Genomic DNA, 25,731 nt, shown 5'->3' on the forward strand with positions numbered 1-25,731 from the left:
CCGGCCGCCGGGCCGTGTGTAAGACTCTGGGCCGTGGCGTACCCCGGGTTGGATCAGACCGCGAAACTCGAATTGGCCAGGCTGGTCACCGAACTGGCCGTGGTGCACGGCAAGGTGACCCTCTCCTCCGGCAAGGAAGCCGACTACTACATCGACCTCCGCCGCGCGACCCTGCAGCACGCGGCCGCGCCGTTGATCGGCCGGCTGCTGCGGCAGCTCACCACCGACTGGGACTACGTCGCCGCCGGCGGGCTCACCCTCGGCGCCGACCCGGTCGCGCTGGCGATGCTGCACTCCGCCGCGGCGGACGGCGTGGTGCTCGACGCGTTCGTGGTGCGCAAGGCGGTCAAGGAGCACGGGATGCAGCGCCGGATCGAGGGCGTGGAGGTCCGCGGCCAGCGGGTGCTGGCGGTCGAGGACACCTCCACCACCGGCGGCAGCGTGCTCACCGCGGTCGAGGCGCTGCGCGAGGCCGGGGCGATCGTGGCCGGCGTCGCGACCGTGGTCGACCGGGACACCGGCGCGCGCGAGGCCATCGAGAAGGCCGGCCTCGAATACCGGTACATCCTGGGCAAGGACGACCTCGGTCTCCGCTGATCCGGGCCCGCCCGGCGCGGATTCGCCGCGGTGACCACCATCACCGACAATGCGTGCGTGACGTTCACCCGCCCCGCGGTGTCCTCTTGGGCAGGAGGTGCCGTGACCACGACCAGCGCGGAGCCCGGAACGCCGCTCGACGACACGACCCTGGTGGGTCGTGCTCGCGACGGTGACGTCCGGGCCTACGAACAGCTGGTGCTGCGCTACCAGGGACCGATGTTCCGGCTCGCCGTGAAGATGCTCAACCACCGCGGTGACGCCGAGGACGTCGTGCAGGAGGTGTTCCTGGGCGCGTGGCGCAAGCTGGAGCAGCTCAGTGACAACAGCGCGTTCGTCGGCTGGCTCTACCGGAGCACGACCAACCGCTGCCTCAACGTGATCCGGGCCCGCCGCCCGCAGGCCGACGTCGATCTCGACCTGGCCGAGTCCCCGCGGACGGACACCCAGCCGGAGCACGCGGCGCAGGTCAGCGAACAGCTGGCCGCGTTGAACGAGGCGCTGCAGCAGCTCACCCCGCAGCAGCGGGCGTGCTGGTTGCTGCGCGAGGTCCACGGTCGGTCCTACGACGAGATCGGCGAGATCGTCGGCGCCAACGGGACGGCGGTGCGTGGTCGCATCGCGCGGGCCCGCGCGCAGCTGGCGGAGGTGATGAAGCCGTGGCGGTGAACCAGAGTTACGAACTACCGTGCGGCCGGGACCTGGACGTGGTCTGGGACCGGCTCGACGAGGTCAGATCCGGGCACGCGGACGAACACGAACTGACCTGCCCGAACTGCCGCACCGCCCGGGAGAGCCTCCTGGCCCTGCGCGAGGCGACGCGGGAGCTGGTCGACGAACCCGAACCGGCCCCACCGGACCTGGTGGGGCGCATCATGTCGGCGGTCCGCGCGGAGGTGCGGCGCGGGCAGGTGCTGAGCCTGCCCACGCCCGAGCCCGGCGGGATCGAGGTGAGCGAGCAGGCCGTGGCCGTGATCCTGCGGTACGCCGCGGACTCGGCCGGCGGGGTCCGGGCCCGGCGGTGCCGGGTGCGCCGGGAGGGGGTGGACGCCGACGGCGCGAGCATCGTCGAGGTCGAGCTCACCCTGGCCGTGGGGCTGGGGAACACCGACGGCGGCGAAACCCTGGCCCGGGTGCGTGAACGGGTGGCGGCCGCGGCCGCGGCGCGGGTGGGACTCTCGCTGGCGAAACTGGACCTGCTGGTGGAAGACGTGTACGAGGACGGAGCATGACTGTCGAGGCCGAGTACGTGATCGCCGACCCGGTGGTGGCGAGCGTCGCGGCGCGCGCCGCGCTCACCACCCCCGGGGTGGTGCGGCTCGAACCGGGCCTGGTCGGGCTCGTCACGGCGTGGACGCGGGCCGCCCGCCAGCGCTGGAAGGGGCTCGACCCGGCGCCGGCCGACGGCGTGCGCGTGCGCACCGCGGACGGGCGGCTGACCGTGCAGGTCGACGTCGTGACCTCGGGGGCGGACCAGGTCGCCGCCACCGGCCGCGCGGTGCAGCGCTCGGTGAAGCGGGTGGTGGCCGAGCAGACCGGGCTGGTGGTCGACGAGGTGCTGGTGTCCGTGCTGGACATCGAGACCGCGTACGCGGAGGCGGAGGGCCGGTGACGACCTCGACCCCCCGCGAGACGACCGACCGGATCGTCGCCGCGCTGGAGAGGGTGGACGGGCTGCGGCCGGCGACCCTGATCGTCCCGGAGCACCCGTGGGTGCCCGGTGACTGGTCCGGTCTGGCCGTCGACCTCGATCCGGACACCGTGCAGATCCACCTGATCGCGACGCGGCTGCCGCTCACGCCGCTGCTGGAGGCGGCTGCGGCCGAGGTGCGCGCCGTGCTGGCCGGCACCGCCTGGGACACGGCGAAACTGCGGCTGGTGGTCACCGACATCGACGGCGCGGCCTTCTGATTCCCACCGGTCCCCGTCACACGATCGGGTCGTGACGATCTCCGCGACGTTGTGTCCACCGGGCGGACGGGGCAAGAGACCGTCTGAACGACATGGCAACCGAGGGAGGACCCCTGATGACGACCGTCGAGAAGACCCCGAAGCCGGCCCAGCAGCCCACCGCCGGGAAGCCCGCGCCGAAGCCGGCCGAGGTGGCCACCCGGCCGGACACCAGCCCGCTCGTCACCGAGCACGGCACCACCACGGTCGCCGACACCGTGGTGCAGAAGATCGCCGGTCTGGCCGCGCGTGAGGTCTCCGGGGTGCACGCGCTCGGCGGCGGGGCCGCGCGGGCGTTCGGCGCGCTGCGCGACCGCATTCCCGGCGCGTCCGCGAGCGTCGGACAGGGCGTGAGCGTCGAGGTCGGCTCGAAGCAGGCCGCGGTGGACCTGGAGATCGTCGTCGAGTACGGCGTGCCCGTCGCCGACCTGGCCCGGTCGGTGCGGCGCAACGTCATCCGCTCGATCGAGCGGATGACCGGGCTGGAGGTGGTCGAGGTGAACATCAACGTCGGCGACGTGCACATCCCGAGCACCGACGACGAGACCGCTTCGGGCGGGGATCGCGTCCAGTAGCGGCGTAGCGTGGCGGGTATGGACAAGCCTGCGGAACCGGAGCGGCCCGAGGAGCGCCCGCCGTTCATTCCGTACCCGCCACGGAAGCCGTCGCCGGAAGCGCCGGATCAGTACCCGAATGAGACACCGACGGAGTATCCGGGCAAGCGTCCACCGGAGTTCCCACCCGGAGTGACCCCTCCGTTACCCCCCGGGTGAACCGGTTGCTCCTGTGGGTTGAACATCACAGGCGGCCGTCGGCTTTCGCGCGCCCGAACCACTTCGGCGGAGTAACGTCGCAGGTCGGCGGGTTTCGGGAAGGGGGGCGTGGCGGTGAACGAGACGGTGGCTCACGTCCTGGCCGACCTGACGGTCGCGGTGCACGTCCTGGCCCTGCTGTTCATCGGCCTGGGTGGGTTTCTCGCCTGGCGCTGGCCCAAGATCGTTTTCGTGCACGTGTTCTTCGCGATCTGGGGGGTGCTGGTCAACGTGACCCCGCTGCCCTGCCCGCTCACCGCGGCGGAGAACTTCTTCCGCGGCCAGGAGGGTCTCGGCGACCTGCCGGGCGGCTTCAACGCGTACTACCTCTACGACACGGTGATCCCGCGCGCGCTGCTGCCGATGGTCGTGGTCGTGGCGCTGGCCCTGCTGATCTTCTCCTACGTCGGGGCTTACCACCGCTGGCGGCACCGCCACGAGGACCCCGCGGCGCACCGCGTCCGCCTGGGCTGAGCGAGAATCGTCGTCGATGACGACGCAACCGCAGGAGATCGGGCCCACCGAGTGGACGGGCCGGGAAGAGGTCGGGGTCGGGCCCTGGCCGGGCCCCTGGCCCGACGACCCGCGCTACGACCCCGAGCTGCTGGCCGAGGGCGATCGCCGCAACGTGGTCGACGCGTACCGCTACTGGCGCCGCGAGGCGATCGTGTCCGATGTGGACGCCCGGCGGCACCCGTTCCACGTGGCGATCGAGAACTTCCAGCACGACCACAACATCGGCACCGTGGTCCGCACCGCGAACGCCTTCGCCGCCGCCGAGGTGCACATCGTCGGCCGTCGCCGCTGGAACCGCCGGGGCGCGATGGTCACCGACCGCTACCAGAAGCTGCGCCACCACGAGGACGTGAGCGGGCTGCTGGCGTTCTGCGCGGGGTCGGGGCTGCCGCTCGTGGCCGTGGACAACACCCCGGGCGCGCAGCCGGTCGAGACGGCCGAGCTGCCGCGCGAGTGCCTGCTGCTGTTCGGCCAGGAGGGCCCCGGGCTCTCGGCGGAAGCCCAGTCCGCCGCCGCTCTGGTGGTGTCGATCGCCCAGTTCGGCACCACGCGCTCGATCAACGCCGGGGTCGCGGCCGGCATCGTGATGCACGCCTGGGTACGCCGGCACGCGGACCTGTCCCGGTCCTGGTAAATCCACAAAGGACGGTCACGGCGACCGAGAGGTGCGCGAAGCCGCCGGCCGGGGCAGAATCGGTGGATGACCGTCGACTGGGCCGACCGCGCCGCCACCGCCGAGCGGGCCGTGTGCGCCCGGCACCTGCGCCGGGTCTGGGGCCGGCCCGGGACCGTGCTGGGCCGCAGCGGCTGGCCGCCGAACCTCGGGCAGCGGCTGCACTGGCACTGGAACTACTGGTGGCAGGCGCACCTGCTGGACAGCCTGGTCGACGCCCAGCTGCGCACGCCCTCGATCGAGCGCGGGAAGCTGATCGGCCGGTTCGTCGGGTCCGTGCGCGCCCGCAACTTCGGCCACTGGCTCAACGACTACTACGACGACATCGCCTGGCTCGGCCTCGCCCTGCAACGGGTCCGAACGCTGGGTCTGTCCGATGTGGACGAAGCACTGACCGCGATCGACGGGCGGCTGCACGAGGGCTGGACCGCCGACGCCGGTGGCGGCATCTGGTGGCGGCGCGGGGACCAGGTCAAGAACGCGCCCGCGAACGGCCCTGCCGCCATCTTCCACTCCCGCCAGGGCGACGCCGCCCGGGCCCGCGAGATGACGGACTGGATGAGCGACGTTCTCCTCGACCCGGACAGCGGCCTGATCTGGGACGGGATCATGGCCGACACCGGCGAGGTGGTGAAGGCGGTGTACACCTACAGCCAGGGCGTGTACATCGGCGCCTGCCTGGAGCTGTCCGAGCCGGAAGACGCCGCGCGCACCGTCCGCGCCGTCGCCGGGCACCTGGCCCCCGGCGGGATCCTGCGCGGGATGAACGGCGGTGACGGCGGTCTGTTCGCCCCGATCCTGGCCCGCTACCTGGCCCTCGCCGCGACTCGCCTGCCCGGACCGGAGGCGGCCGTGGCCCGGGCCCTGGTGCTGGATTCGGCCGAGGCTTGCTGGTCGGGCGCGGTGGACGCGCCGGAAGGCCCGCTGTTCAGCTCCGAGTGGTCGAAGCCCGCACCCGCGCTGCCGCTGGCCGAGGCGGCGCCGGAGCGGGATCTCTCCGTCCAAACCGGATCGTGGATGCTCCTGGAGGCGGCCGCCACCCTGGCTTGACCGGCGGGGTCCTCAGCAGCCGCAGGAGGCGCCGTGCCGGAAGCGCGGCGCCAGCCGGACCGCCTCGGGGCGCCGGGCCGGGTCGGTCACGCGGGAGAGCAGCAGTTCGACCGCCTTGCGCCCGATCTCGGCGATCGGCTGCGCCATCGTGGTCACGGTGGGCGAGACCGCGCGTGCCCACTCCATGTCGCCGTAACCGACCACGGCCAGCTCCGAGCCGATCCGGATGCCGCGGCGGTGGGCCTCCCACTGGACGCCGATCAGCATCGACTCGCCGCCGACCACCAGCGCGGAGGGTGAGGGCCAGCCGTCCAGCAGCCGGGCCGCCGCGCGGGCCGCGCCACCGGCCGAGGACATGCCGGAGGCCACGAGCTCGGAGTTGAACCGCAGGCCCGCGCGGCCGAGGCCGAGCCGGTAGCCGAGCGCGCGCTCCTCGCTGACCGTCGAGCCCTCTTCGCCGGTGATCATCGCGATGCGGCGGTGCCGCCTCCCGGCCAGGTGCTGCACCAGCGCCGAGACGGCCTGGATGTTCTCGGAGCCGACCTGGTCCACGTCGTTGCGCCCGGCGATCCGGTCGACCACCACCGTGGGCACACCCGAGCGCACCAGCCCGTTGACCACCGCTTCGTCCCCGGGCGCCGGGACCAGCAGCACCCCGTCGAGCCGGTCGACCCCGAGCGCGCGGACCACGGCGGCTTCTTCGCCGGCCGTGTCACCGGTGTCGGCGAGCACGAGGTCGCAGCCCACCCGCGCCGCGCCCGCCCGCATGGCCCGCAGCAGTTCGCCCGCGTACGGGCTCGCGTGCAGGCCCATGGCCACCCCGAACCGGCGCGTCACCGGTGGGGTCCAGAGGGGCATCTCCGGCGCCAGAGCGGTCATTTCCCGTGCTCTCGTAGTAGTTACCTACCCAACGGTAACCTCTGACCGGGGCTCATCGGGACGTCAGAACGGCCGACTGCTCCAGGTTCACCAGTCCGAGTGAACGGCTCAGGGGACCGGCCGGCACCCGCACGACCCGCGGTGCCGCAGGGTCGGCGACAGCCGGACGGTTTCCGCGGCCCGGGCCGGGTCGGCCAGGCGGGCCAGGAGCAGCCGCACGGCCTGACGGCCGATGTCCTCGATCGGCTGCGCCATGGTGGTCAGCGGCGGCTCGACCAGATCGGCCCACTCCACCTCGTCGTAGACCACCACCGGCAGGTCCCGGCCGATCCGCAGACCGCGTCGCCGGGCCTCGTGCAGGACGCCGACCATCATGCTGTCGTTGGCCACCACCAGCGCGGTCGGCGGCTCGGGCAGCGCGAGCAGGGTGCTCACCGCCAGCGCCCCGCCCTCGCGGGAGGAGTTCCCGCACGCCACCAGGTCCGGCGACCAGCTCAGCCCCGAGCGGCCCAGCCCCAGCCGGTAGCCGAGCACCCGCTCCTCGGAGGTGGTCAGGCCCGGGACGCCGCTGACCATGCCGATCCGCCGGTGGCCGAGCGAGGCGAGGTGGGCGGTCAGCGCCGAGGTGGCCTGGATGTTCTCGGCCCCGACCTGGTCGACGTCGCCGCGGGTGGCGAGCCGGTCGATCAGCACCGTGGGCACGTCGAGCGAGACCAGCTCGCCGATCACCGAACCGTCGCCGGGGGCCGGGGTGATCAGCAGCCCGTCGACGCGACGGGAGCGAAGAGCCCGGACCACGTCGCGTTCGGTGGCGACGGTGTCGTGCGTGTCCGCCAGGATCACCGTGTAACCGCTGGCCGAAGCCTCCCGCTCGATCGCCTGCATCAGCGCCGCGAAGTAGGGGTTCGCCACCAGCGAGATCGCCATGCCGATCGACCGCGTGCCGCCCGTGACGAGCGAGCGCGCGATCGCGTCGCCGGTGTACCCGGTGGCTTCGATCGCCCGGAGCACGGCGGCCTTGGTGTCTTCGGCGACGGCCCGCGTCCCGTTGACCACGTGCGAGACCGTCGTGATGGAAACTCCGGCCAGCTCCGCGATGTCTCGCTGGGTCGGCCGGGAGGAGCGGGGTTGTGGCATGTCAGTCCTTCACCGAGGTTCACTCGCAAGCGTTTGCGCAAACGCTTGCGGCGCGGTGTGAGTCTGTCTACTTTGCCGATCATCGGCAACCTCGCACCTCGATTCGGAGGGCAGCTCCATGAGACAGCGCAGTCTCACCGCACTGGCACTGGTGGCCGCGGTCGCGCTCGGCACGGCCGGGTGCACCGTCGAGCGCCACTGGGGTGGCAGCACGACCACGGCCGGCCGCAGCCAGGCCAAGGTCGGCCTGGTCACCAAGACCGACACCAACCCCTACTTCGTGGAGCTCCGCAACGCGGCGGCCGCCGCGGCCCGGGCCAACGGGGCCGGCTTCAGCGCGCTGGCCGGCCAGTTCGACGGGGACAACGACGGCCAGGTCCGCGCGATCGAGAACCTCACCCAGCAGGGCGTGAACACCATCCTGATCACCCCGAGCTCGTCCACCGGCGTGCTCAAGGCGATCAAGGACGCGCGCGACGCCGGGATCCTGGTGATCGCGCTGGACACCGCGACCGAACCGGCCGACGCCGTCGACGCCACCTTCGCGACCGACAACTTCGCGGCGGGCCGTCAGGAGGGCTCCTACGTCAAGGCCGCGCTCGGCGGCACCGAACCGAAGCTGCTGATGGTCGACGGCACCGCGGGCAGCTCCGTGGACACCCAGCGCCACGGCGGGTTCCTCCAGGGCATCGGGCTCACCGACTCGGCCCCGCAGATCAAGGGCCACACCGCGGCCAACGGCGACCAGAGCCTCGCCCAGCAGGGCATGGAGAACCTGCTGCAGCGCACCACGGACATCAACGCGGTCTACTCGATGAACGAGCCGATGGGCCGCGGCGCGTACGCGGCGCTCAAGGCCCGCGGGCTGGCCGGGCCGGTCGTGATGGGCTCGATCGACGGCGGCTGCGAGGGCGTGCAGAACGTCAAGGACGGGCTGTACGGCGCCACGGTGATGCAGTTCCCGAAGAAGATGGCCGAGCAGGGCGTGCTGGCCGCGGTCCAGTACGCGAAGACCGGCAAGAAGCCGACCGGCTTCGTCAACACCGGGTCGACGGTGATCACCGACAAGCCGATGCCCGGCGTGCCGAGCCAGAACACCGGGTGGGGCCTGCAGAACTGCTGGGGAGGCACGAAATGACCACCGCGACGGCGACCGGGAACCGTGAGCGCGAATCGCTCGGCGAGTTCCTCCTGCGCGCCCCGGCCGTGGGCCCGGCCCTGGCGTTGATCGTGGCCATCGTGGTCTTCTCGCTGGCCACGGACACCTTCTTCGACCTCGACAACCTGTCCACAGTGGTCCAGCAGTCGCTGGTGGTCGGCACGCTGGCGCTCGGCCAGACGCTGATCATCCTGATCGCCGGCATCGACCTGTCCAACGCCTCGTCCATGGTCGTGGCCACGCTGGTGATGGCGAAGCTGGCCGCGGCGGGCTCGAACGGCTGGTTCGCGCTGGTCGTCGGGGTGATCCTGACCGTGGTGGTCGGGCTGTTCATCGGCACGCTGGCCACCCGGATCAAACTGCCCGCCTTCATCATCACGCTCGGCACGTTCACCGGGCTGACCGCCGTGGCCAAGCTGATCGCGGGCGGCCAGGCCGTGCCGGTCACCGACGGGCTGCTGCAGTGGCTCGGCACCAAGCGCTACCTCTTCGGCGGCATCCCGATCACCTACGGCATGACGCTCGCGCTGATCATGTTCCTGGCCGTCTGGTACGCGCTCACGAAAACCGCCTGGGGCAAGCACGTCTACGCCGTGGGCAACGCACCGGAATCCGCGCGGCTGTCCGGGATCAAGGTCGGCCGCACGGTCATCTCCGTGTACGTGGTCGCGGGGGTGTGCTTCGGCATCGCCGCGTGGCAGGCGCTCGGCCGCACGCCGAACGCCGACCCGAACCAGTTCCAGCTCGGCAACCTCGACTCCATCACCGCGGTGGTGCTGGGCGGCACCAGCCTGTTCGGCGGGCGCGGCTCGGTGCTCGGCACGCTGTTCGGCGCGCTGGTCGTGGCGGTGCTGCGGTCCGGGCTGACGCAGATGGGCGTGGACGGCAACTACCAGGACCTCGCGACCGGCGCCCTGCTGATCGTCGCCGTGGTCGTGGACCGGATCGCACGGAGGGGCCAGCAGTCATGACTTCAGCCAAGGAGACCACGCTCTCGGCCCGCGGCCTGGTCAAGCGCTACGGCCGGGTGACCGCGATCGACGGCGCCGACTTCGACCTGTACCCGGGCGAGGTGCTGGCCGTGGTCGGCGACAACGGGGCCGGCAAGTCCAGCCTGATCAAGGCCCTGTCCGGGGCGGTGGTCCCGGACGCCGGCGAGATCAAGGTGGACGGCGCGACCGTGCACTTCAAGACCCCGCTGGACGCCCGGCACTACGGCATCGAGACGGTGTACCAGGACCTGGCCGTCGCGCCGGCGCTGGACATCGCGTCGAACATGTTCCTGGGCCGGGAGAAGCGCCGCGGCGGGCCGTTCGGCGCGGTGTTCCGCAAGCTCGACACCGCCGAGATGCGCGGCGAGGCGCAGCGGATCCTGGACGAGCTGGGCATCGGGGTCAAGTCGATCACGCAGGCCGTGGAGACGCTTTCCGGCGGGCAGCGCCAGGGCGTCGCGGTGGCGCGGGCCGCGGCGTTCGGCACCAAGGCCGTGATCATGGACGAGCCGACGGCCGCGCTGGGGGTCGCGGAGTCGGCCAAGGTGCTGGAGCTGATCGGGCGGATCCGCGACCGCGGACTCCCGGTGGTGCTGATCAGCCACAACATGCCGCACGTGTTCGACATCGCCGACCGCATCCACGTGCACCGGCTGGGCCGGCGGGTCGCGCTGGTCTCGCCGAAGACGCACTCGATGAACCAGGTCGTCGGCCTGCTCACCGGGGCGCTGCGGCTGGACGAGCGGGGCGAGGTGGTCGAGGTCGAGGCCGCGACGCACGCCGGGCTGACCTGAGGTGCGGGTGCTGCTGGCGGGCCTGTGCACCGTCGACCTCGTGCAGCGGGTCGCCGATTTCCCGGCGCCGGGCGAGAAGCTGCAGTCCCTCGCGGTGGACGTCGCGGCCGGTGGGCCCGCGACGAACGCCGCGGTGACCGTGGCCGCGCTCGGCGCCGAGGCGACGTTGACGACGGTCCTCGGTGCGCACCCGCTGGCCGCCCTCGCCCGCGCGGACCTCGCCACGTGCGGGGTCCGCGTCCTCGATCTCGCGCCCGGACGAGCGGAACCGCCGCCCGTGAGCGCGGTCGCCGTCCGCGACCGCGACGGGGAGCGGACGGTCGTCTCGCGCAACGCGGCCGAGCAGGCCGGGTTCCCCGTCCCTGAGCCCGACCTGGACGGCGTCGGGGCGGTGCTCCTCGACGGCCACCACCCGGCGTTGGCGCTGAAGGTCGCGCGCGCCGCGAAGGAGGGCGGCGTGCCGGTGGTCCTCGACGCGGGAAGCTGGAAACCGGTGCTGGACGAGCTGCTGCCGCTGGTCGACGTCGCCGCGTGCTCCGCGCCCTTCCGCGTGCCCGGACCGAGCCTGGCCGAGCGCGGGGTGCCCGTGGTGGTCACCACGGCGGGCCCGGATCCGGTGCGCTGGCGCGCTGGGGAAGACTCGGGTGCGGTGGCCGTACCCGAGGTCGCCGCGCGGGACACACTGGGCGCCGGCGACGTCTGGCACGGCGCGCTCGCGCTCGCGGTGGCGGGCGGGGAGGACGACGTGGCCGGCTGGGTCCGGTACGCGAACGAGGTGGCCGCCGAGCGCGTCCGCCACGGGGGACCGCGGTCGTGGACGGCCGCGCTCGGTGAGTTGGGAAAGGGAGTGCGATGACGGCGTTCGAAGACCTCCTGGCACGGGCCGAAGGGCTGGCCAAGCCGCGGCAGCGCAGTGTGCTGGGCATCGTCGGCGCGCCCGCGTCCGGCAAGACCACGCTGGCCTGGGCGCTCGCGAACGCGCTGGGCTCGCGCGCGGCGGTGGTGGGCATGGACGGTTTCCACCTCGCGCAGGTGGAGCTGCGGCGGCTCGGCCGCACCGACCGCAAGGGTGCGCCGGACACCTTCGACGCCGCCGGGTACGTGCACTTGATCCGCCGGCTCGCGGACGGCAACGAGACCGTGTACGCGCCGGAGTTCCGCCGGGAGATCGAGGAGCCGATCGCGGGCGCGGTCCCGGTCGCGCCGGAGGTCCAGCTCGTCATCACCGAGGGCAACTACCTGCTGCTGCCGGACGACCCCTGGAGCGGTGTGCGCCCGCACCTCACCGAGGCGTGGTACCTGGCGCCGGACGAGCCGGAGCGGATCGAGCGGCTGGTTTCGCGCCACCGCCGTTACGGCCGGTCACTGGTCGAGGCGCAGCAGCGCGCGCACGGCTCCGACCAGCGCAACGCGGACCTGATCTCGAACACCCGGGACCGCGCCGACCTCGTGCTGGAGAACCTGCCCCTGGTGAACTTCGCGCTGTGAGCGTCCTGATCGTCACCGGCGGCAGCCGGGGGATCGGCGCGTCGGTGTGTGAGCTGGCCGCCGGGCGTGGTCACGACGTGGTGGTCAACTACTCCAGTGACGCCGAGGCGGCCGGGGAAGTGGCTGCCCGCGTGCGTTCGCTGGGGCGGCGGTCGATGGCCGTGCGCGCCGACGTGGCCGACGAGCCGGACGTGCGCCGGCTGTTCGACGCCGCCGCCGAGTTGGGACCGCTGGCCGGGGTGGTCAACAACGCCGCGATCACGGGCAACACCCCGGGACGGCTGGACGAGCAGTCCGCGGCCACCGTGCGGCGGGTGCTGGAGGTCAACGTCGGCGGGGTGTTCCTGTGCTGCCGCGAGGCGGTGCGGCGGCTGTCGACGAAGCACGGCGGCCCTGGCGGCGCCATCGTGAACATCTCCTCGACCGCGGCCCGCACCGGCTCGGCCGGGGAGTGGGTGCACTACGCGGCGTCGAAAGCGGCGGTGGACACGCTCACCTTCGGCCTGGCGCAGGAGGTCGCCGCGGAGGGCGTGCGGGTGAACGCCGTCGCGCCGGGGCTGGTCGCCACCGGGCTGCACGCGGCGGCGGGCGTGCCGGACCGGTTGCGTCGGCTGGCTCCCACCGTCCCCATGGGCCGCCCCGGCGAGCCGGGTGAGATCGCGGAAGCGGTGCTGTGGCTGCTCTCGCCGGCGGCTTCGTTCACCACGGGCGCGGTGCTGGAGGTCGGCGGCGGACGCTGACCCCCGTCCCGGATCGTGGGAGGCCCGGAGACGAGGAGATCACGATTCGTGGGGGAAGTCGGCGAATCCTCCCATCGTCGTGCGGCGGCTGTGTCACGCTGGCGGAGCCGGCGGTTCACGGGGTGGGTGACGCCCGGCGGCGGGTGGAACCGTCGGTGGAATCGCACCGAGGTGCGTTGTGGGGGGTCGGAAAGGACGGCCGGTCAAGTCATGCCCAAGCTCACGTCGGTGCACCATCTGGCGCTCACCGTGACCGATGTGGACCGCAGCGTCCCCTGGTACGCGCGCGTGCTCGACCTCGAGGAGACCCACCGCCGCGAGGATCCGGACACGGGTATCCACAAGGTGGTGCTGAGATCGGCGGGTGACGGGTTCTCCATCGTCCTGGTCCAGCACCCGGACACCGGCCGCCGCGGGTTCGACGAGCGCCGCACCGGCCTCGACCACGTCGCGTTCTCGGTCTCGTCCAAGGCCGAGCTGGGTGACTGGGAGGAGCGGCTGGACGAGTTCGGCGTGTCCTACACCCCGCCCACCGAGTCGCGCACGTTCGAGGGCTCGTCGGTGATCGTGTTCCGCGATCCGGACGGCATCCAGCTGGAGATCTGGTCGGAGCCGGAGCTCTAGGCGGGCGCGTTGGTGTCGTCGGTCTCGTCGACCGGACGGCGCATCTCCTGCCGGTAGCGGTACACGCCGTACCCGGTGCCGAGCACGAAGAACGCGACACTCGCCCACAGCGCGACGGTCTTGACCCACGGCAACGCGTCGAGCAGTCCGGCGCCGTAGTAGCCGAGCAGCACGAGCGTCGGTACCCAGAGCAGCCCGCCGGTGGCCGTGGCGAGCATGAACCGCCGCGGGTCCATCCGCGCCGCCCCGGCGATCAGCGGGGCCAGCGTCCGGATCCACGGGATCCACCGTGCGGCCACGATCGCGAAGAACCCCCTGCGGTCCAGGAACGCCTGGGCCCGGTCGAGGTTGTGCCGGTTCAGCACCTTCCCGCCCCGCCGCGCGATCAGCCGGGTGCCGGTGCCGCGCCCGATGTAGTAGCCCACCTGGTTCCCCAGCACCGCCACCACGAGCGCCGCTGCGGACAGCAGCCAGGCATTGGCGTCCGAACCGTGCTGCGCGAGCACCACCCCCGCCGCGAACAGCAACGAGTCGCCGGGCAGGAACAGCCCGACGATCAACGCGCACTCCGCGAACACGAAGCCCAGCACGATGACCCACACGAGCACCGGGCCGGCGGTGTCCAGCCAGCTCACGCCCACTCCCGCGGCCTCGACACTCACGACCTTCACGCTTCGAGCCTACGTGGCCGGCCCGCGGGGTGACGCCGAACCATCGGGTGCAGCCTCTCGGTCACTTCGGATGTTCCTGCTGTGAACGGGTCGTTCACGGCGATGGTGCATTCAGGGATCGCATCGGCTCCGTTCGCCCGCGACGCCAGCCGGTCCGACGAAGAAGCCGCCGGTGACAGTTCCTGTCACCGGCGGCCGTTTCGTCGGAAGGGGGCAGATCAGAACTGGGGCAGCGACTCCCCCTGCACCGCCTCGATGTCCAGCTCCACCTTCACCGTGGTCCCGATCGCGGCCACCCCGGCGCGCACCATCGCGCTGTAGTTGATGGCGAAATCGTTGCGGTGCAACTGCGTCTCCGCGTGGAAGGCCGCACGCACCCCACCCCACGGGTCGGGACCGTGACCGTTGTACCGCAGCGCCAGTTCGACCGGACGGCGTTCGCCGTGCAGGGTCAGGTGGCCCGCCAGCGTCCAGGTGTCGGTGCCCCGCTGGGAGAGCCCGGTGCTCTCGAACCCGATCACCGGGTGCACGTCGACGTCCAGGAACTCCGCCGAGCGCAGGTGGTCGTCGCGCATCTTGATGCCCGATTCGATGCTGCCGGCCTTGATCTCGGCGTGCACCTTCGACCGCTCGGCCGGGCGGGCGATGTCGATCCGCCCGCCCACGTCCGGGAACCGCACCTTGATGCTGGCGATGCCCATGTGCCGCGCGGTCGCGACCACCGACGAGTGAACCGGGTCGATGGTCCACGGGCCCGCCGGCGGGAGTTCCACGGCGTCGGCCACCGGTGCGAGGGAGATGTCGCCCAGCAGTCCGGCTCCGTCCGAGCCGACCTGCACCGTGCGCGCCATCGGGTTGTAGCCCGGTGCGGTGATCACGGCGGTGTAGACGCCCGGGGGCAGCGGCTCGGTGGCCACCGCCCCCTTCGCGTCCGTGACCTGCCGCGCCACCTGGCGGCCGTTGAGGTCGGTCACCGTCAGCACGGCGTTCTCGACCGGCCAGCCGCCGTTCGCGCGGAGCTGCGCGCGCAGGCCGCCGCTCACGGCCGCTCGACCAGCTCGTCGAAGGCCTGGTCGTAGCTCAGGCGGACGTCGTGCTCGGCCTCGCCGTCGCTGAGCGAAACCTGGCTGGTGGCGGGCGGGTACCCGCTGGCCACCACCGTGTAGGACCCGGTGGGCAGGTCGCTCACCACGTACCGGCCCTCACCGTCCGTGCGCGCCACGGCCGCGACGTTGCCGTTCGCGTCCAGCACCGTGATCCTCGCGTCCGGCACGATCCGCTCGCCCTCGGTGCGCGCGGTGCCCTGGAGCAGCACGGCCCCGGCCAGCTCGACGTCGTGGCGCAGCACGCCGCTGTCCGGCACGGTCAGCGTGACCGCGACGGGGCGGTAGTGCGGGCCGCTGGCGACCAGCGTGTACTGCCCGGCGCCGACCCCGTTGAAGGTGTAGACGCCGTCGTCGGCGGTGATGAACGCGCCGTTGACCTCGCCCCGCGAGTCGGTGAGCGTCACCGTCGCGTTGACCAGCGGGTTGCCCAGCCCGACCGACCGGACCACGCCGGTCAGCTCACCCGAGCCGGTCAGCGTCACGTCCAGCTTGGCCGGTCCGCCGCCGACCACCACGCTGGAGGCCTGCGGCTGGTGGCCGGGGGCCGCCACGATCAACACGTACGTGCCGGGGCCCTGCGTCGGCACGGAGTAGCTGCCGTCGCCGTTGCCCGTGGCCCGCGCCACCTGACGGCCCTGCTGGTCGATCAGGGTGAGCGCGGCGCCGCTGACGTGGCTGCCGTCCTGCCGCCGCACGTGGCCGGTCACCGGCAGTCCGCCGTGGCCGGTCGGGAGGCCGACGCCCGCGCCCGCCACCGAGTCGGTGATCGGCATGGGCAGGGAGCCGGAGATCGCTTCGGGGTCGCCGTGGCCGTTCCCGTTCAACGAGTGCCTTCCGCCCACCCCGGCCAGCGCCGGCTCGCGCGGGGCCTCTTCGAACAGGGAACCCGGCTTGGCCACCGGCTCGACGATCTCGGTGGGCGCGTCGTCCTCCGCTTCGAGCAGGGCTTCGCCGCCCTCGATGGTCGAGGCCGCGGACATGCCGGCCAGCGGGATCTCCTTGAGGAACAGCAGGACGATCGTGGCCAGCAGGGCCACCGCGCCGGCGACGTAGAACACCGTGGTGATCGAGTCGGTGAAGCCGACCAGGATCGGCGTTTTGAGGGCCGGCGGCAGCTTCTCGATGATGCTGGTGTTGCTCTGCAGGTCGGCCAGCTGCCCCCCGGAGCCGGCCGGCAGGCTGCCGCCGAACGCCTTGGTGATGTTGCCCGGCAGCACGTTGAACAGGATGGTCAGGAACACCGCGACACCCGCGGTGCCACCGATCTGGCGGAAGAACGTGGCCGAGGCGGTGGACGCGCCCATGTCGCTGCGCGGACCGGCGTTCTGCACCGCGATGACCAGCGTCTGCATGCACTGGCCGAGGCCGAGGCCGATGATCGCCGCGGCGACCAGCGGGTGCCACACCGCCGAGTCGTACTTGACCTGCGCGAAGAAGAACGCGCCGACCGCGATCAGCAGGGTGCCGATGACCGGGAACATCTTGTAGCGCCCGGTCTTGGAGGTGATCCGGCCGGACACGATCGAGCTGAGCATCAGCCCGGCCATCAGCGGCAGCATCAGCAGCCCCGACTCGGTCGGGGTGTAGCCCTGCACAACCTGCATGTACTGCGGGATCATGGTGATCGCGCCGAACATCGCGACACCGACGATGACGCCGCCGATGATCGCCACGGTGAACGTCGAGTTCTTGAACAGCCGCAGCGGGATCAGCGCGGCGTCCTTCATCATCCGCTCGATCAGGATGAACGCGACCACGCCCACCGCGCCGATGGCGTAGCAGAGGATCGCCTTCGTGTCGCCCCAGCCCCACTTCTGGCCCTGCTCGGCCACGATCAGGAACGGGACCACGGCGATGATCAGGCTCAGCGCGCCCCACCAGTCGATCTTGTGCTTCTGCGGGGTGTGCGGGACGTTCAGCACCTTGGCGACCACGAACAGCGCGAGGATGCCGATCGGCACGTTGATCAGGAAGACCCAGCGCCAGCCGTCCAAGCCCGCGAGCTTGTCGAAGCCGGCGAAGAAGCCGCCGAGCACCGGTCCGAGCACAGTGGACAGACCGAAGACCGCCAGGATGTAACCCTGGTACCGCGCGCGTTCCCGCGGCGGCACCACGTCACCGATGATCGTCATGGCCAGCGACATCAGACCGCCGGCGCCGAGGCCCTGCACCGCGCGGAACGCGGCCAGCTCGTACATCGAGGTCGAGAACGAAGAAGCCAGCGAGCCGGCCACGAAGATGGTGATCGCGGTCAGGTAGAACGGCTTGCGCCCGTAGATGTCGGACAGCTTGCCGTAGATCGGCGTGACGATGGTGGAGGTGATCAGGTACGCGGTGGTGGCCCAGGCCTGCAGCTCGAAGCCGTGCAGGTCGTTGGCGATCTTGACGATCGAGGTGCCCACGATCGTCTGGTCGAGCGAGGCGAGGAACATGCCGCACATCAGGCCGCTCAGGATCGTGATGATCTGGCGGTGGGTCAGCCCCAGGGCTCCCGGTGCCCCGGGCGCTCCCCCCTGGGTCCGGGGTTGTTTCTCGACAGTGGACGTCATAGCGGTGCGGCCCCCTTGGCCTGCGACACCTCGGGGGTGTCGGACAGAGTTGGAAAGTTGTTCTCGATACCGGTGTTCAGCCGCTCGAACAGGGTGTTCAGCGTTTCGCGGTCCTCCTGGCTCCAGTCGCCGAGCACGTCGGCCAGCCACTGGTTGCGCTGCTTGCGGTTCTCGTCGAACACCCGCAGGCCCTCGGCGGTGGGCGCGAGCAGGCAGGCCCGGCCGTCCTCGGGGTCGGCCTGGCGCTCCACCAGGCCGTGCTGCACGAGCGAGCTCGACTGCCGGCTGATCGTGGAGATCTCCGAGTGCAGGAATTCGGCGAGCTTGCTGGTGCGCTGCGGACCCTCGTGGATGAGGCAGAAGAGGATCGCGTACGCGGCCCGCTCGATCCCGTCCGGACCCTGCTTGGACACCTGGGACTTGGCCTTGGTGATCAGGCGCATGAACCGGACCAGCTCGTTGCTGAGCTGGTCGGCCAGTTCCAGTTCGGCCTTGGGCCTGGTGGTGGAGCCGTTCGGGGTCATGGCTGGGTCTTTCTCGCGGTGAAACGAACCGTTGTTTGGCGGCTGCAACTAGTTGCCTAGAGCAAGGGTGTTCTCAATTCATCGTTTGTGCAAGCGGGAACCGGCTGGTTGTGTCGGACAACACCTTAGTTGTTGCATGCAAGCAGATTTACTTGTGGTGGTTGGTCCGGTTCGTCCGGTGGCCGGTCACCGGCGGGAACAAGCCGGTGACCCACGGGTTGATACGGGTATGACCGACGACACAGCGCTGTACGACCTCATCGGCTCCCGGCGGAACGGGGTGCTGGCCACCTTGAAGCGTGACGGCCGCCCGCAGCTGTCCACCGTCACGCACCACTTTGACGCCGACGCGCGCACCCTGCTCGTCTCCATCACCGAGACGCGCGCGAAGACCAAGAACATGCGGCGCGATCCCCGGGTCAGCTACCACGTGGCCAGTGAAGACGGCTGGTCGTACGCAGTGGCGGAGGGCACTGCGGAACTCACGCCGGTCGCCGCCGCTGCGGACGACGCGACGGTGGAGGCCCTGATCGAGCTCTACCGCAAGATCGGCGGCGAGCACCCGGACTGGTCCGAGTACCGCGCCGCGATGGTCGCCGACCAGCGTCTGGTGCTGACGCTGCGCATCGAACGGGTCTACGGGGTCGCGCGGTGAGCGGCCGGGCCGGGTTGGCGGGTGTCTTCCGATCGCTCTCCGCCCGGCCTGCTCCCGGTCGATTCGGTGTCGCCCGCCTGCTTCCGCCCGGCCCGTCTGCCCTTGGCCTGCTTCGCGGGGCCGGCCTTTGCCCGGTACCTGGCCCCGCGGGCCCGTCTCACGGCTGTTCCAGCCGCCCGGCGATGTCGTCGATCTGGTCGAGCAGGCCGCCGCTGTTCTCCTCGCCGAGCGCAGCGCGCATGTAGAGGCCCTCGCCGACCAGCATCACCAGTTCGGCGGCCAGCCGGTCCTCGGCGTTCTCCAGCAGCAGTTCGCGGACGTCGTTCATGCAGCGCTGGGAGACCTCGGCCACGGTGGGGTCGTTGAGCACCAGCCGGAGGGTCGCCATCGTCGTGCGGTGCAGCGGCCGGTTGCGGGTCACGTCGGTGATCGCCGTGCGCAGGTAGTAGCGGACCACGCCCTCCGGGGCGGCGCGGGCCAGCTCGATGTCCTCGGCGTTGAGCCGGACCAGCCGTTCGAGCAAGCCGTCACGCAGGGCGTCCTTGGAACCGAAGTGGTACAGCAGGCCCCCTTTGGACACCCCGGCCCGCGCGGCCACCGCCTCGAGGGTGATCTCGAGCGGCCCCCGCTCGATCAGGATGACCTCGTACGAGTCGAGGACGCGCTCACGGGCGGACGGTTTCGGCACAGCTTGACTGTACCGTCCGGACGGTTTACCTTCTACACCAGGAGCAAAACTGTACCGTCCAGACGGTGCAAGAAAGGAAGAGTGCGCCATGGAGAGGCGCGGGCAGTGGTGGGCACTGGCGGTACTGGTGCTGCCGGTTTTGCTGATCAGCGTGGACGCAACGGTGCTGGGGTTCGCCCTGCCGTACCTGAGCGAGGACCTCGGCCCGAGTGGGGCCGAGCAGCTCTGGATCGTCGATGTCTATTCGTTCGTGCTGGCCGGGCTGCTGGTCTTCATGGGCACCCTGGGCGACCGCATCGGCCGGCGAAAGCTGCTGCTGGCGGGCGCGGTGGCGTTCGGCCTGGCTTCGGTGCTGGCGGCGTTCTCGACGACGCCGATGATGCTGATCCTGGCCCGCGCGCTGCTGGGCGTCGGCGGGGCGACCCTGATGCCGTCCACCCTGTCGCTGATCCGCAGCATCTTCACCGAGGACCGCCGTCGCCGCACCGCGGTGGGGGTGTGGAGCGCGGCGTTCTCCGGCGGCATGGCCGTGGGCCCGGTGGTCGGCGGCTGGCTGCTGGAGCACTTCTGGTGGGGCTCGGTCTTCCTGATCAACGTGCCGGTGATGCTGGTGCTGCTGGTCGCCGGTCCGCTGCTGCTGCCCGAGCACCGCGACCCGAAGCCGGGCCGGTTCGACCTGCTGTCCGCACTGCTCTCACTGGGCGCGATGCTGCCGGTGGTGTACGGGATCAAGGTCGCGGCCACCGAGGGCTTCACCTGGCTCGCGGCGCTGGCGATCGTGGTCGGCCTGGGGCTCGGGGCGGTGTTCGTCCGCCGTCAGCGTCGGCTCGAGCAGCCCATGCTGGACCTGGCGCTGTTCTCGAACCGGATGTTCACCGCCTCGGTGGTGACCAACCTGCTCGGGGTGTTCGCGCTGGTGGGGCTGTTGTTCCTGGTTCCGCAGTACCTGCAGCTGGTGCTGGGCCTGTCCCCGGTGACGGCGGCGCTGTGGATGCTGCCCGCCACCTTCGCGGGCATCGCCGGAGCGCTCCTCGCGGTCCGGCTGGCCCGCCACGTCCGCGTGCCGGTGCTGGTCGGCGTCGGCCTGCTGCTCGGCGCGGCCGGTTTCCTGATGCTCACGGCCATCGGCACCACAGCGGGCCTGGCCGCGGTGGTCATCGCCTTCGTGCTGGTCGGGGGCGGAGTGGCGTTGTCCGAGACCCTCACCAACGACCTGGTGATCTCCGCCGCCCCGGTCGACCGCGCCGGCGCGGCCTCCGCCATCTCGGAAACCGGCTACGAGCTGGGCGGCGCCCTGGGCACCGCCCTCCTCGGCAGCCTGGCCACGGCCGTCTACCAGTCCGGCCTGTCCGGCTCCCTGAGCGCAACCCCGCACGACCCCGCCCTGGATACCGCGATCACCACCGCCCACGACACCCTGGGCGGCGCCGTAGCCGCAGCGGGCTCCCTGCCCGCCCCGGCCGCCGAGGCCCTGGTGACGTCCGCCCGCGAGGCTTTCGTTTCCGGCCTGCACACCACCGCCTGGGCCGGCGCCGCAATCCTGATCTACACCGCGGCCCAGGCCTACTTCCTGCTCACCCGCGGCCGCCGCCGCACCGACCGCAAGGAGACACCACTACCCGCATAACCACCCACCTACCCCGGCGCCGCCCCACCACCCGCCGCCTCCGCCGCCCGACTCGCCTCCGCCCGGTTCGCTCCCTCCGCTCCGCTCGCCGCGACTCAGCTCCGCCCGGTTCGCCCCCGCCTGCCTCGACTCAGCTTCGCCCGGTTCGCCCCCGCCTTCGCCTGCCCGCCTCGGTTCCGCCCGGTTCGACCCCCGCCTCCGCCCGCCCCAACTCAGTTCCACCCGGTCCGACCCTCCGGCGCCGCCCGCCGCGACTCAACCCGCCCGGTCCGACCCTCCAGCTCCGCTCGCCCCGACTCAGCTCCGCCCACCCCGACTCAGCTTCGCCCGGTTCGACCCCCCGGCCTCCGCCCGCCCCGACTCAGCCCCGCCCGGTCCGACCTACCTGCACGCCGCTCGTTGCGACCCGGTTTCGCCCGGTTTCACCTCCCGGCGCCGCCCGCCGCGACTTGGTTCGGCTTGGGTCCGCCCATCGGCGTTCTTCGCCGCAACCCGGTTTCGCTCGGCTCCGCCCGTCGGTGCCGCTTGCCGTGACCCGGTTTCGCTCAGTCGACCTACTAGCGCCGCTCGCTGCGACCCGGTGTCGTTCGGTTGTGCCTAACCGGCGTCGCTCGCTGCGACTCAGCTTCGCCCGGTCCGACCTACCAGCGCGCCGATCGCGGCGATCCAGTTTCGACCCCCCGGCGTTGCTTGCCGCGACTCGGCTTCGTTCGGTTCGATCTGCCAGCGCTGCTCGCTGCGACCCAGTTGCGCCTACCGGCGCTTTCGCCGCAACCCGGTTTGCTCGGTTTCCCCTTCGGTGCTGCTTACCGCGGCGTGGTGTCGTTTGATTCCACCCTCCGGCGCCGCTTGCTGTGGCCCGGTTTCGCTCGGTTCCATCCGGCCGGGCACCGGGTCACCCGGCGCCCGGCCGGTCGTTCGACTACCGGCGCAGCTACCCGGCCCGCATCAGGCTGCCGAACTGTTCGGCGCCACCCGGGGCCTGGTCCGGCCGCCCGGCGTTGACCTGGCGGCCGGTGCAGTGGCCCGGTGCCGGTTCAGCGGCCTGGCCTCGGCCTAACTGCGGCCGAAGTCGCCAGGTGTACGTCTGGCCGCTCGGCCCCGCTCTGCTCTCTGAAGCAGCCCAGTGCTGGTCCGGTCGCCGGGGCAGTCAAGTCGTCGAGGCGGGCCAGTGCCAGGTGGCGGCCAGCCTTGTCGCAGCGTTCCGCATCGACGGTCGGTGTTTCTGCGCTCGTAGTGATGCCAGTCCGCAGCCGACGCGGGCCGAGTCGTGTTGGTGGTCGGTGCGGCGACAGAGCGTGGCCGCGCACGGCCATCCTGCTTAATTGGAAGAAAAATTCCGCACTGTGGAGATCTCATCACTTACCATGGTCCGCATGAGCAATGAGGCCCTGGTCCAGCGACTCCGTGACGAGCTCGGTAACGGCGCCGTGCTCACCGATGCCGACGTCACCGCCGGGTACGCGCGGGACATGATGCCGCTGGCGCCCGTCGGGAATCCGTTGGCCGTTGTGCTGCCCGTGGACACCGCGGGGGTGCAGGCTGCGGTCAAGGCGTGCGCCGACGCGGAGGTTCCCATCGTGCCGCGGGGGGCCGGGAGCGGGCTGTCCGGCGCGGCCAACGCGATCGACGGTTGCGTGGTGCTCGTGCTGACCAAGCTCAACGAGATCGTCGAGATCGACGCGGGCAATCGGCTCGCCGTGGTGCAGCCGGGGGTGATCAACCTGGACTTCCGCAACGCCGTGGAGAAGCACGGCCTGTTCTACCCGCCGGACCCGTCGAGCTACGACTGGTGCACCATCGGCGGCAACCTCTCCACCAACGCCGGTGGGCTGTGCTGCGTCAAGTACGGCGTCACCACCGACTCCGTGCTCGGGCTGGAAGTGGTGCTGGCCGACGGTTCGCTGCTCAAGACCGGCCGCCGCACGGTGAAGGGCGTCGCGGGGTACGACCTGGCGAAGCTGTTCGTCGGCAGCGAAGGCACGCTCGGCGTGATCACCCAGGCGACCGTCGCGCTCAAGCCGTTGCCGCAGGCGCCGTCGACGTTCGTGGCCGGGTTCAGCAGCACCGAGGCGGCGGGTGAGGCCGTCGCGCGGGTGGTCCGCGAGGGGCTGGTGCCCTCGCTGCTGGAGATCATGGACGCGGTGTCGATCAAGGCGTCGGAGACCTACCTGAAGACCGACCTCGGCGCCGGTTCCGACTGCCGGGCCCTGCTGCTCGCCCAGTCCGACGCCGGTGGTGAGGCCGGCCGCCGCGAACTCGCCACGCTGGAGCAGATCTGCACCGACTGCGGCGCCGACCTCGCGTACGCCACCGAAGACCTCGAAGAAGGCAAGATGCTACTTCAGGCGCGAAGGGTGGTGCTCACCGCGCTGGAGACGTACGGGATCTGGCTGACCGACGACGTTTGCGTGCCGCGCACCCGCATCGCGGACCTGATCCACGGTTGTGAGCAGGTCAGCGCGAAGGTGGGTCTGAAGATCGCCGTCGTCGGACACGCGGGGGACGGCAACATGCACCCCACGATCGTCTACGCGCCCGAGTCCCCGGAAGAGTTCGCGCGCGCCCAGCAGGCGTTCGACGAGATCCTGGAGATCGGCCTCGCGCTGGGCGGCACCGTCACCGGCGAGCACGGCGTCGGCAAGATCAAGCGCGACTGGCTCGTGCGCGAGATCGGCCCGGTCGGCCTGCGGGTGCACCGGCAGATCAAGCAGGCGCTGGACCCGGGGAACCTGTTCAACCCGGGCTCGATGTTCTCGATGCAGGACTGAAACGGCGAACGACGCCGGTCTCCGCGGAGGGAGGCCGGCGCCGTTTCGACGAATTCGGCGGTCAGTCGCGCACGCGCGGGATGCGCTGCGTGACCTCGGCCGGCGACTCGGCCATCGCCGCCCCGTGCGCCTTCTTCTCCCGGCGGCTCTTCAGGTACTCCAGACCGATCGGGACCACCGACACGAGCACGATCACCACGAAGATGGCATCGACGTTGTCGCGGATGAAGCCGATGTTGCCCAGTAGCGAGCCCAGCACGGTGATGCCCGCTGCCCACAGGATGCCGCCCAGCACCGTGTAGGTGAAGTAGCGCTTCGGGTCCATCCGGCCGATGCCGGCGATCCAGGTGATGAACGTCCGCACGAACGGCACGAACCGGGCCAGCACCACGGCCTTGGGCCCGTGCTTGTCGAGGAACGCGTGCGTCTTGTCGACGTACTCGCGCTTGAAGAACTTCGAATCGGGCCGGTTGAACAGCTTCGGCCCGGCGAAGTAGCCGAGGTAGTACCCGCCGACGTTGCCGAGCAGCGCCGCGACCGTCACCAGGACGCAGACCAGCCACAACGGCGCCTTCAGCGTGTCGTTGGCGATGAACAGGCCCGCGGTGAACAGCAGCGAATCACCCGGCAGGACCGGGAAGATGCTGCTCTCGATGAAGATGATCAGGCAGAGCACGGCGATGACCGGTGTGGTGAGCCCGGTCAGCAGGTGCTGCGGGTCCAGCCACGACGGCAGGAGGGACATGGTCGTCACTGTGCTCTGGGCGAGAATCACACCGAAAACGGTACAGGGTGACGCTGTGTGCCTTCACCGGGCAAGGAACCGCAGGTCACGCGAGGCGGGAACGAACCAGCCGCAAGATGCCCCGGACCGGTGGAAACGGGCGTTCCGGACGCTTGTGCGACGGCCGGCCTCACAACGGTGGGGCCGGAGTGGCTAGTGCGACGAAGGTCGGCCGCGCGCCCTTGCACCCGGGCCGGGGATCTGGGATGGGGGTGCGACTGCTGGGGATCAGATCAGCGTGAGGAGCCCGATCACCGAGCCCGCGGCCAGGCCGAGGAGCAGGGCGAGCAGCAAGACCCAGTGGACGGGCAGCGGGGCGCTGCCCGGGGTTTGGTGGATCGTCGCGGCGGCGGGTGAAGGCTGCGGGGTGCTTGCGGGGTGTCCGGGGCCTGGGTGACTGCCGGGGTGGGGGGCGAAGCCGCTGCCGCCGCCGTAGCCGCTGGGGGCGCCGGAACCGGCGAAGCCGCCTGAGCTGCTGGAACCGCCGGGGCCGCTGAGGCTGCCGGAGTCGCCGAAACCTCCAGAGCCGCCAGAGCCACTGAAGCCGCCGGGGCCGCTGAAGTTGCCCGAGCCGCCGAAGCTGCCCGGGCTGCTGGAGCCGCCTGGGCCGCTGAAACTGCCAGAACCGCTGGGGCTGCCAGAACCGCCGAAGCTGCCGGTGCCGGTGTTGCCGGGGGAATAGTTGCCCGCACCTTCGACGGCGGGGTAGCTGCTGGAGGACGGGCCGGTTCCGGTGGCCTGGTCCAAGGCGGCCCGTTCGCGTTCCAGGGAGTCCGCGCCGGCCCCGGAGAGCAAGCCGTAGCGGGGTGGAAGTTCCGCGGTCGGGCCGGTGGTGCCGACCGTGCCCACCGAGCCGCTCGGTCCGGGTGCGTCGGTGGAGCCGGAGCCGCCCGCGTCCGATGAACTGCCGGTGTCAGCCGAACTGCCGGTGCCGGGCGAACTGCT

The 25,731-nt window shown here is 71.5% G+C and carries 28 protein-coding genes; 19 read left to right on the forward strand and 9 right to left on the reverse strand.

Features of this window, described 5'->3' with window-relative positions:
• Positions 1-33 precede the first annotated feature (33 nt).
• From pyrE to NYF13_RS06800, 9 genes are all read left to right on the forward strand, one after another.
• Complete coding sequence (gene pyrE, locus NYF13_RS06760) at positions 34-597, forward strand: orotate phosphoribosyltransferase (protein WP_315654920.1); 564 nt, start codon at positions 34-36, stop codon at positions 595-597.
• Between the two features lie 102 nt (positions 598-699).
• Positions 700-1,266 (forward strand): RNA polymerase sigma factor, encoded by a 567-nt coding sequence (locus tag NYF13_RS06765; protein WP_315654922.1) that lies wholly within the window; start codon positions 700-702, stop codon positions 1,264-1,266.
• Complete coding sequence (locus NYF13_RS06770; protein WP_315654924.1) at positions 1,257-1,829, forward strand: Asp23/Gls24 family envelope stress response protein; 573 nt, start codon at positions 1,257-1,259, stop codon at positions 1,827-1,829. Before NYF13_RS06765 ends, NYF13_RS06770 begins: the two co-directional genes overlap by 10 nt.
• Positions 1,826-2,209: an Asp23/Gls24 family envelope stress response protein gene (locus NYF13_RS06775; protein WP_315654926.1), complete on the forward strand. Its 384-nt coding sequence runs from the start codon at positions 1,826-1,828 to the stop codon at positions 2,207-2,209. The genes NYF13_RS06770 and NYF13_RS06775 overlap by 4 nt, the downstream gene beginning before the upstream one ends.
• Positions 2,206-2,508, forward strand: a complete 303-nt coding sequence (locus tag NYF13_RS06780) for a hypothetical protein (RefSeq protein ID WP_315654927.1) — start codon at positions 2,206-2,208, stop codon at positions 2,506-2,508. Before NYF13_RS06775 ends, NYF13_RS06780 begins: the two co-directional genes overlap by 4 nt.
• A gap of 116 nt (positions 2,509-2,624) precedes the next feature.
• Positions 2,625-3,122 carry an Asp23/Gls24 family envelope stress response protein gene (locus NYF13_RS06785; protein WP_315654929.1) on the forward strand — a complete coding sequence of 166 codons (498 nt, stop codon included), beginning with the start codon at positions 2,625-2,627 and terminating at the stop codon, positions 3,120-3,122.
• A 324-nt stretch (positions 3,123-3,446) separates the two neighbouring features.
• Complete coding sequence (locus NYF13_RS06790) at positions 3,447-3,833, forward strand: DUF2784 domain-containing protein (RefSeq protein ID WP_315657239.1); 387 nt, start codon at positions 3,447-3,449, stop codon at positions 3,831-3,833.
• A 16-nt stretch (positions 3,834-3,849) separates the two neighbouring features.
• A complete protein-coding gene (locus NYF13_RS06795) occupies positions 3,850-4,509 on the forward strand; it encodes an RNA methyltransferase (protein WP_315654931.1) in 660 nt (219 codons plus the stop codon).
• 66 nt (positions 4,510-4,575) lie between these two features.
• Positions 4,576-5,598, forward strand: a complete 1,023-nt coding sequence (locus tag NYF13_RS06800; RefSeq protein WP_315654933.1) for a glycoside hydrolase family 76 protein — start codon at positions 4,576-4,578, stop codon at positions 5,596-5,598.
• A gap of 12 nt (positions 5,599-5,610) precedes the next feature.
• Here NYF13_RS06800 and NYF13_RS06805 read toward each other — a convergent pair whose 3' ends face one another.
• A complete protein-coding gene (locus NYF13_RS06805; RefSeq protein ID WP_315654935.1) occupies positions 5,611-6,477 on the reverse strand; it encodes a substrate-binding domain-containing protein in 867 nt (288 codons plus the stop codon).
• A 108-nt stretch (positions 6,478-6,585) separates the two neighbouring features.
• Positions 6,586-7,614 carry a LacI family DNA-binding transcriptional regulator gene (locus NYF13_RS06810; RefSeq protein ID WP_315654938.1) on the reverse strand — a complete coding sequence of 343 codons (1,029 nt, stop codon included), beginning with the start codon at positions 7,612-7,614 and terminating at the stop codon, positions 6,586-6,588.
• A gap of 118 nt (positions 7,615-7,732) precedes the next feature.
• Here NYF13_RS06810 and NYF13_RS06815 point away from each other — a divergent pair, with 118 nt between their 5' ends.
• From NYF13_RS06815 to NYF13_RS06845, 7 genes are all read left to right on the forward strand, one after another.
• Complete coding sequence (locus NYF13_RS06815) at positions 7,733-8,752, forward strand: substrate-binding domain-containing protein (protein ID WP_315654939.1); 1,020 nt, start codon at positions 7,733-7,735, stop codon at positions 8,750-8,752.
• A complete protein-coding gene (locus tag NYF13_RS06820; RefSeq protein ID WP_315654941.1) occupies positions 8,749-9,744 on the forward strand; it encodes an ABC transporter permease in 996 nt (331 codons plus the stop codon). Before NYF13_RS06815 ends, NYF13_RS06820 begins: the two co-directional genes overlap by 4 nt.
• Entirely contained in the window at positions 9,741-10,559 is an 819-nt protein-coding gene (locus NYF13_RS06825; RefSeq protein WP_315654942.1) for an ATP-binding cassette domain-containing protein, read from the forward strand. Before NYF13_RS06820 ends, NYF13_RS06825 begins: the two co-directional genes overlap by 4 nt.
• 7 nt (positions 10,560-10,566) lie before the next feature.
• Entirely contained in the window at positions 10,567-11,415 is an 849-nt protein-coding gene (locus NYF13_RS06830) for a PfkB family carbohydrate kinase (protein WP_315657241.1), read from the forward strand.
• Complete coding sequence (locus NYF13_RS06835) at positions 11,412-12,047, forward strand: nucleoside/nucleotide kinase family protein (protein WP_315654944.1); 636 nt, start codon at positions 11,412-11,414, stop codon at positions 12,045-12,047. The genes NYF13_RS06830 and NYF13_RS06835 overlap by 4 nt, the downstream gene beginning before the upstream one ends.
• Positions 12,044-12,787 (forward strand): SDR family oxidoreductase, encoded by a 744-nt coding sequence (locus NYF13_RS06840; protein WP_315654946.1) that lies wholly within the window; start codon positions 12,044-12,046, stop codon positions 12,785-12,787. The genes NYF13_RS06835 and NYF13_RS06840 overlap by 4 nt, the downstream gene beginning before the upstream one ends.
• A gap of 210 nt (positions 12,788-12,997) precedes the next feature.
• Entirely contained in the window at positions 12,998-13,411 is a 414-nt protein-coding gene (locus NYF13_RS06845) for a VOC family protein (protein WP_315654948.1), read from the forward strand.
• Here NYF13_RS06845 and NYF13_RS06850 read toward each other — a convergent pair.
• From NYF13_RS06850 to NYF13_RS06865, 4 genes are all read right to left on the reverse strand, one after another.
• The gene (locus tag NYF13_RS06850) at positions 13,408-14,082 is read right to left on the reverse strand and encodes a DedA family protein (protein ID WP_315654949.1); all 675 of its coding nucleotides are present in this window, start codon (positions 14,080-14,082) and stop codon (positions 13,408-13,410) included. The two genes, NYF13_RS06845 and NYF13_RS06850, sit on opposite strands and share 4 nt — an antisense overlap.
• 218 nt (positions 14,083-14,300) lie before the next feature.
• Entirely contained in the window at positions 14,301-15,125 is an 825-nt protein-coding gene (locus tag NYF13_RS06855; RefSeq protein WP_315654952.1) for a YceI family protein, read from the reverse strand.
• The gene (locus tag NYF13_RS06860; protein ID WP_315654953.1) at positions 15,122-17,737 is read right to left on the reverse strand and encodes an MFS transporter; all 2,616 of its coding nucleotides are present in this window, start codon (positions 17,735-17,737) and stop codon (positions 15,122-15,124) included. Before NYF13_RS06860 ends, NYF13_RS06855 begins: the two co-directional genes overlap by 4 nt.
• On the reverse strand, positions 17,734-18,261 hold the full coding sequence (locus NYF13_RS06865; protein WP_315654954.1) for a MarR family transcriptional regulator: 528 nt from the start codon (positions 18,259-18,261) through the stop codon (positions 17,734-17,736). The genes NYF13_RS06860 and NYF13_RS06865 overlap by 4 nt, the downstream gene beginning before the upstream one ends.
• A gap of 229 nt (positions 18,262-18,490) precedes the next feature.
• Between NYF13_RS06865 and NYF13_RS06870 the strand changes: the two genes are divergently transcribed.
• Positions 18,491-18,916: a PPOX class F420-dependent oxidoreductase gene (locus NYF13_RS06870; protein WP_315654958.1), complete on the forward strand. Its 426-nt coding sequence runs from the start codon at positions 18,491-18,493 to the stop codon at positions 18,914-18,916.
• Between the two features lie 157 nt (positions 18,917-19,073).
• Here the strand turns inward: NYF13_RS06870 and NYF13_RS06875 are convergent, their stop codons facing one another.
• Entirely contained in the window at positions 19,074-19,604 is a 531-nt protein-coding gene (locus NYF13_RS06875) for a TetR/AcrR family transcriptional regulator (protein WP_315654960.1), read from the reverse strand.
• Between the two features lie 88 nt (positions 19,605-19,692).
• Between NYF13_RS06875 and NYF13_RS06880 the strand changes: the two genes are divergently transcribed.
• A complete protein-coding gene (locus NYF13_RS06880) occupies positions 19,693-21,231 on the forward strand; it encodes an MFS transporter (protein ID WP_315654962.1) in 1,539 nt (512 codons plus the stop codon).
• Between the two features lie 1,376 nt (positions 21,232-22,607).
• Positions 22,608-24,002, forward strand: coding sequence for an FAD-linked oxidase C-terminal domain-containing protein (locus NYF13_RS06885; protein WP_315654965.1), 1,395 nt, complete (start codon positions 22,608-22,610; stop codon positions 24,000-24,002).
• A 61-nt stretch (positions 24,003-24,063) separates the two neighbouring features.
• Here the strand turns inward: NYF13_RS06885 and NYF13_RS06890 are convergent, their stop codons facing one another.
• Positions 24,064-24,777: a VTT domain-containing protein gene (locus tag NYF13_RS06890; protein WP_315654967.1), complete on the reverse strand. Its 714-nt coding sequence runs from the start codon at positions 24,775-24,777 to the stop codon at positions 24,064-24,066.
• Positions 24,778-25,014: 237 nt separating this feature from the next.
• Complete coding sequence (locus NYF13_RS06895; protein ID WP_315654970.1) at positions 25,015-25,635, reverse strand: hypothetical protein; 621 nt, start codon at positions 25,633-25,635, stop codon at positions 25,015-25,017.
• Positions 25,636-25,731: the final 96 nt, after the last annotated feature.

It is taken from the genome of Amycolatopsis sp. PS_44_ISF1 (assembly GCF_032335455.1).
Classification (GTDB): domain Bacteria; phylum Actinomycetota; class Actinomycetes; order Mycobacteriales; family Pseudonocardiaceae; genus Amycolatopsis.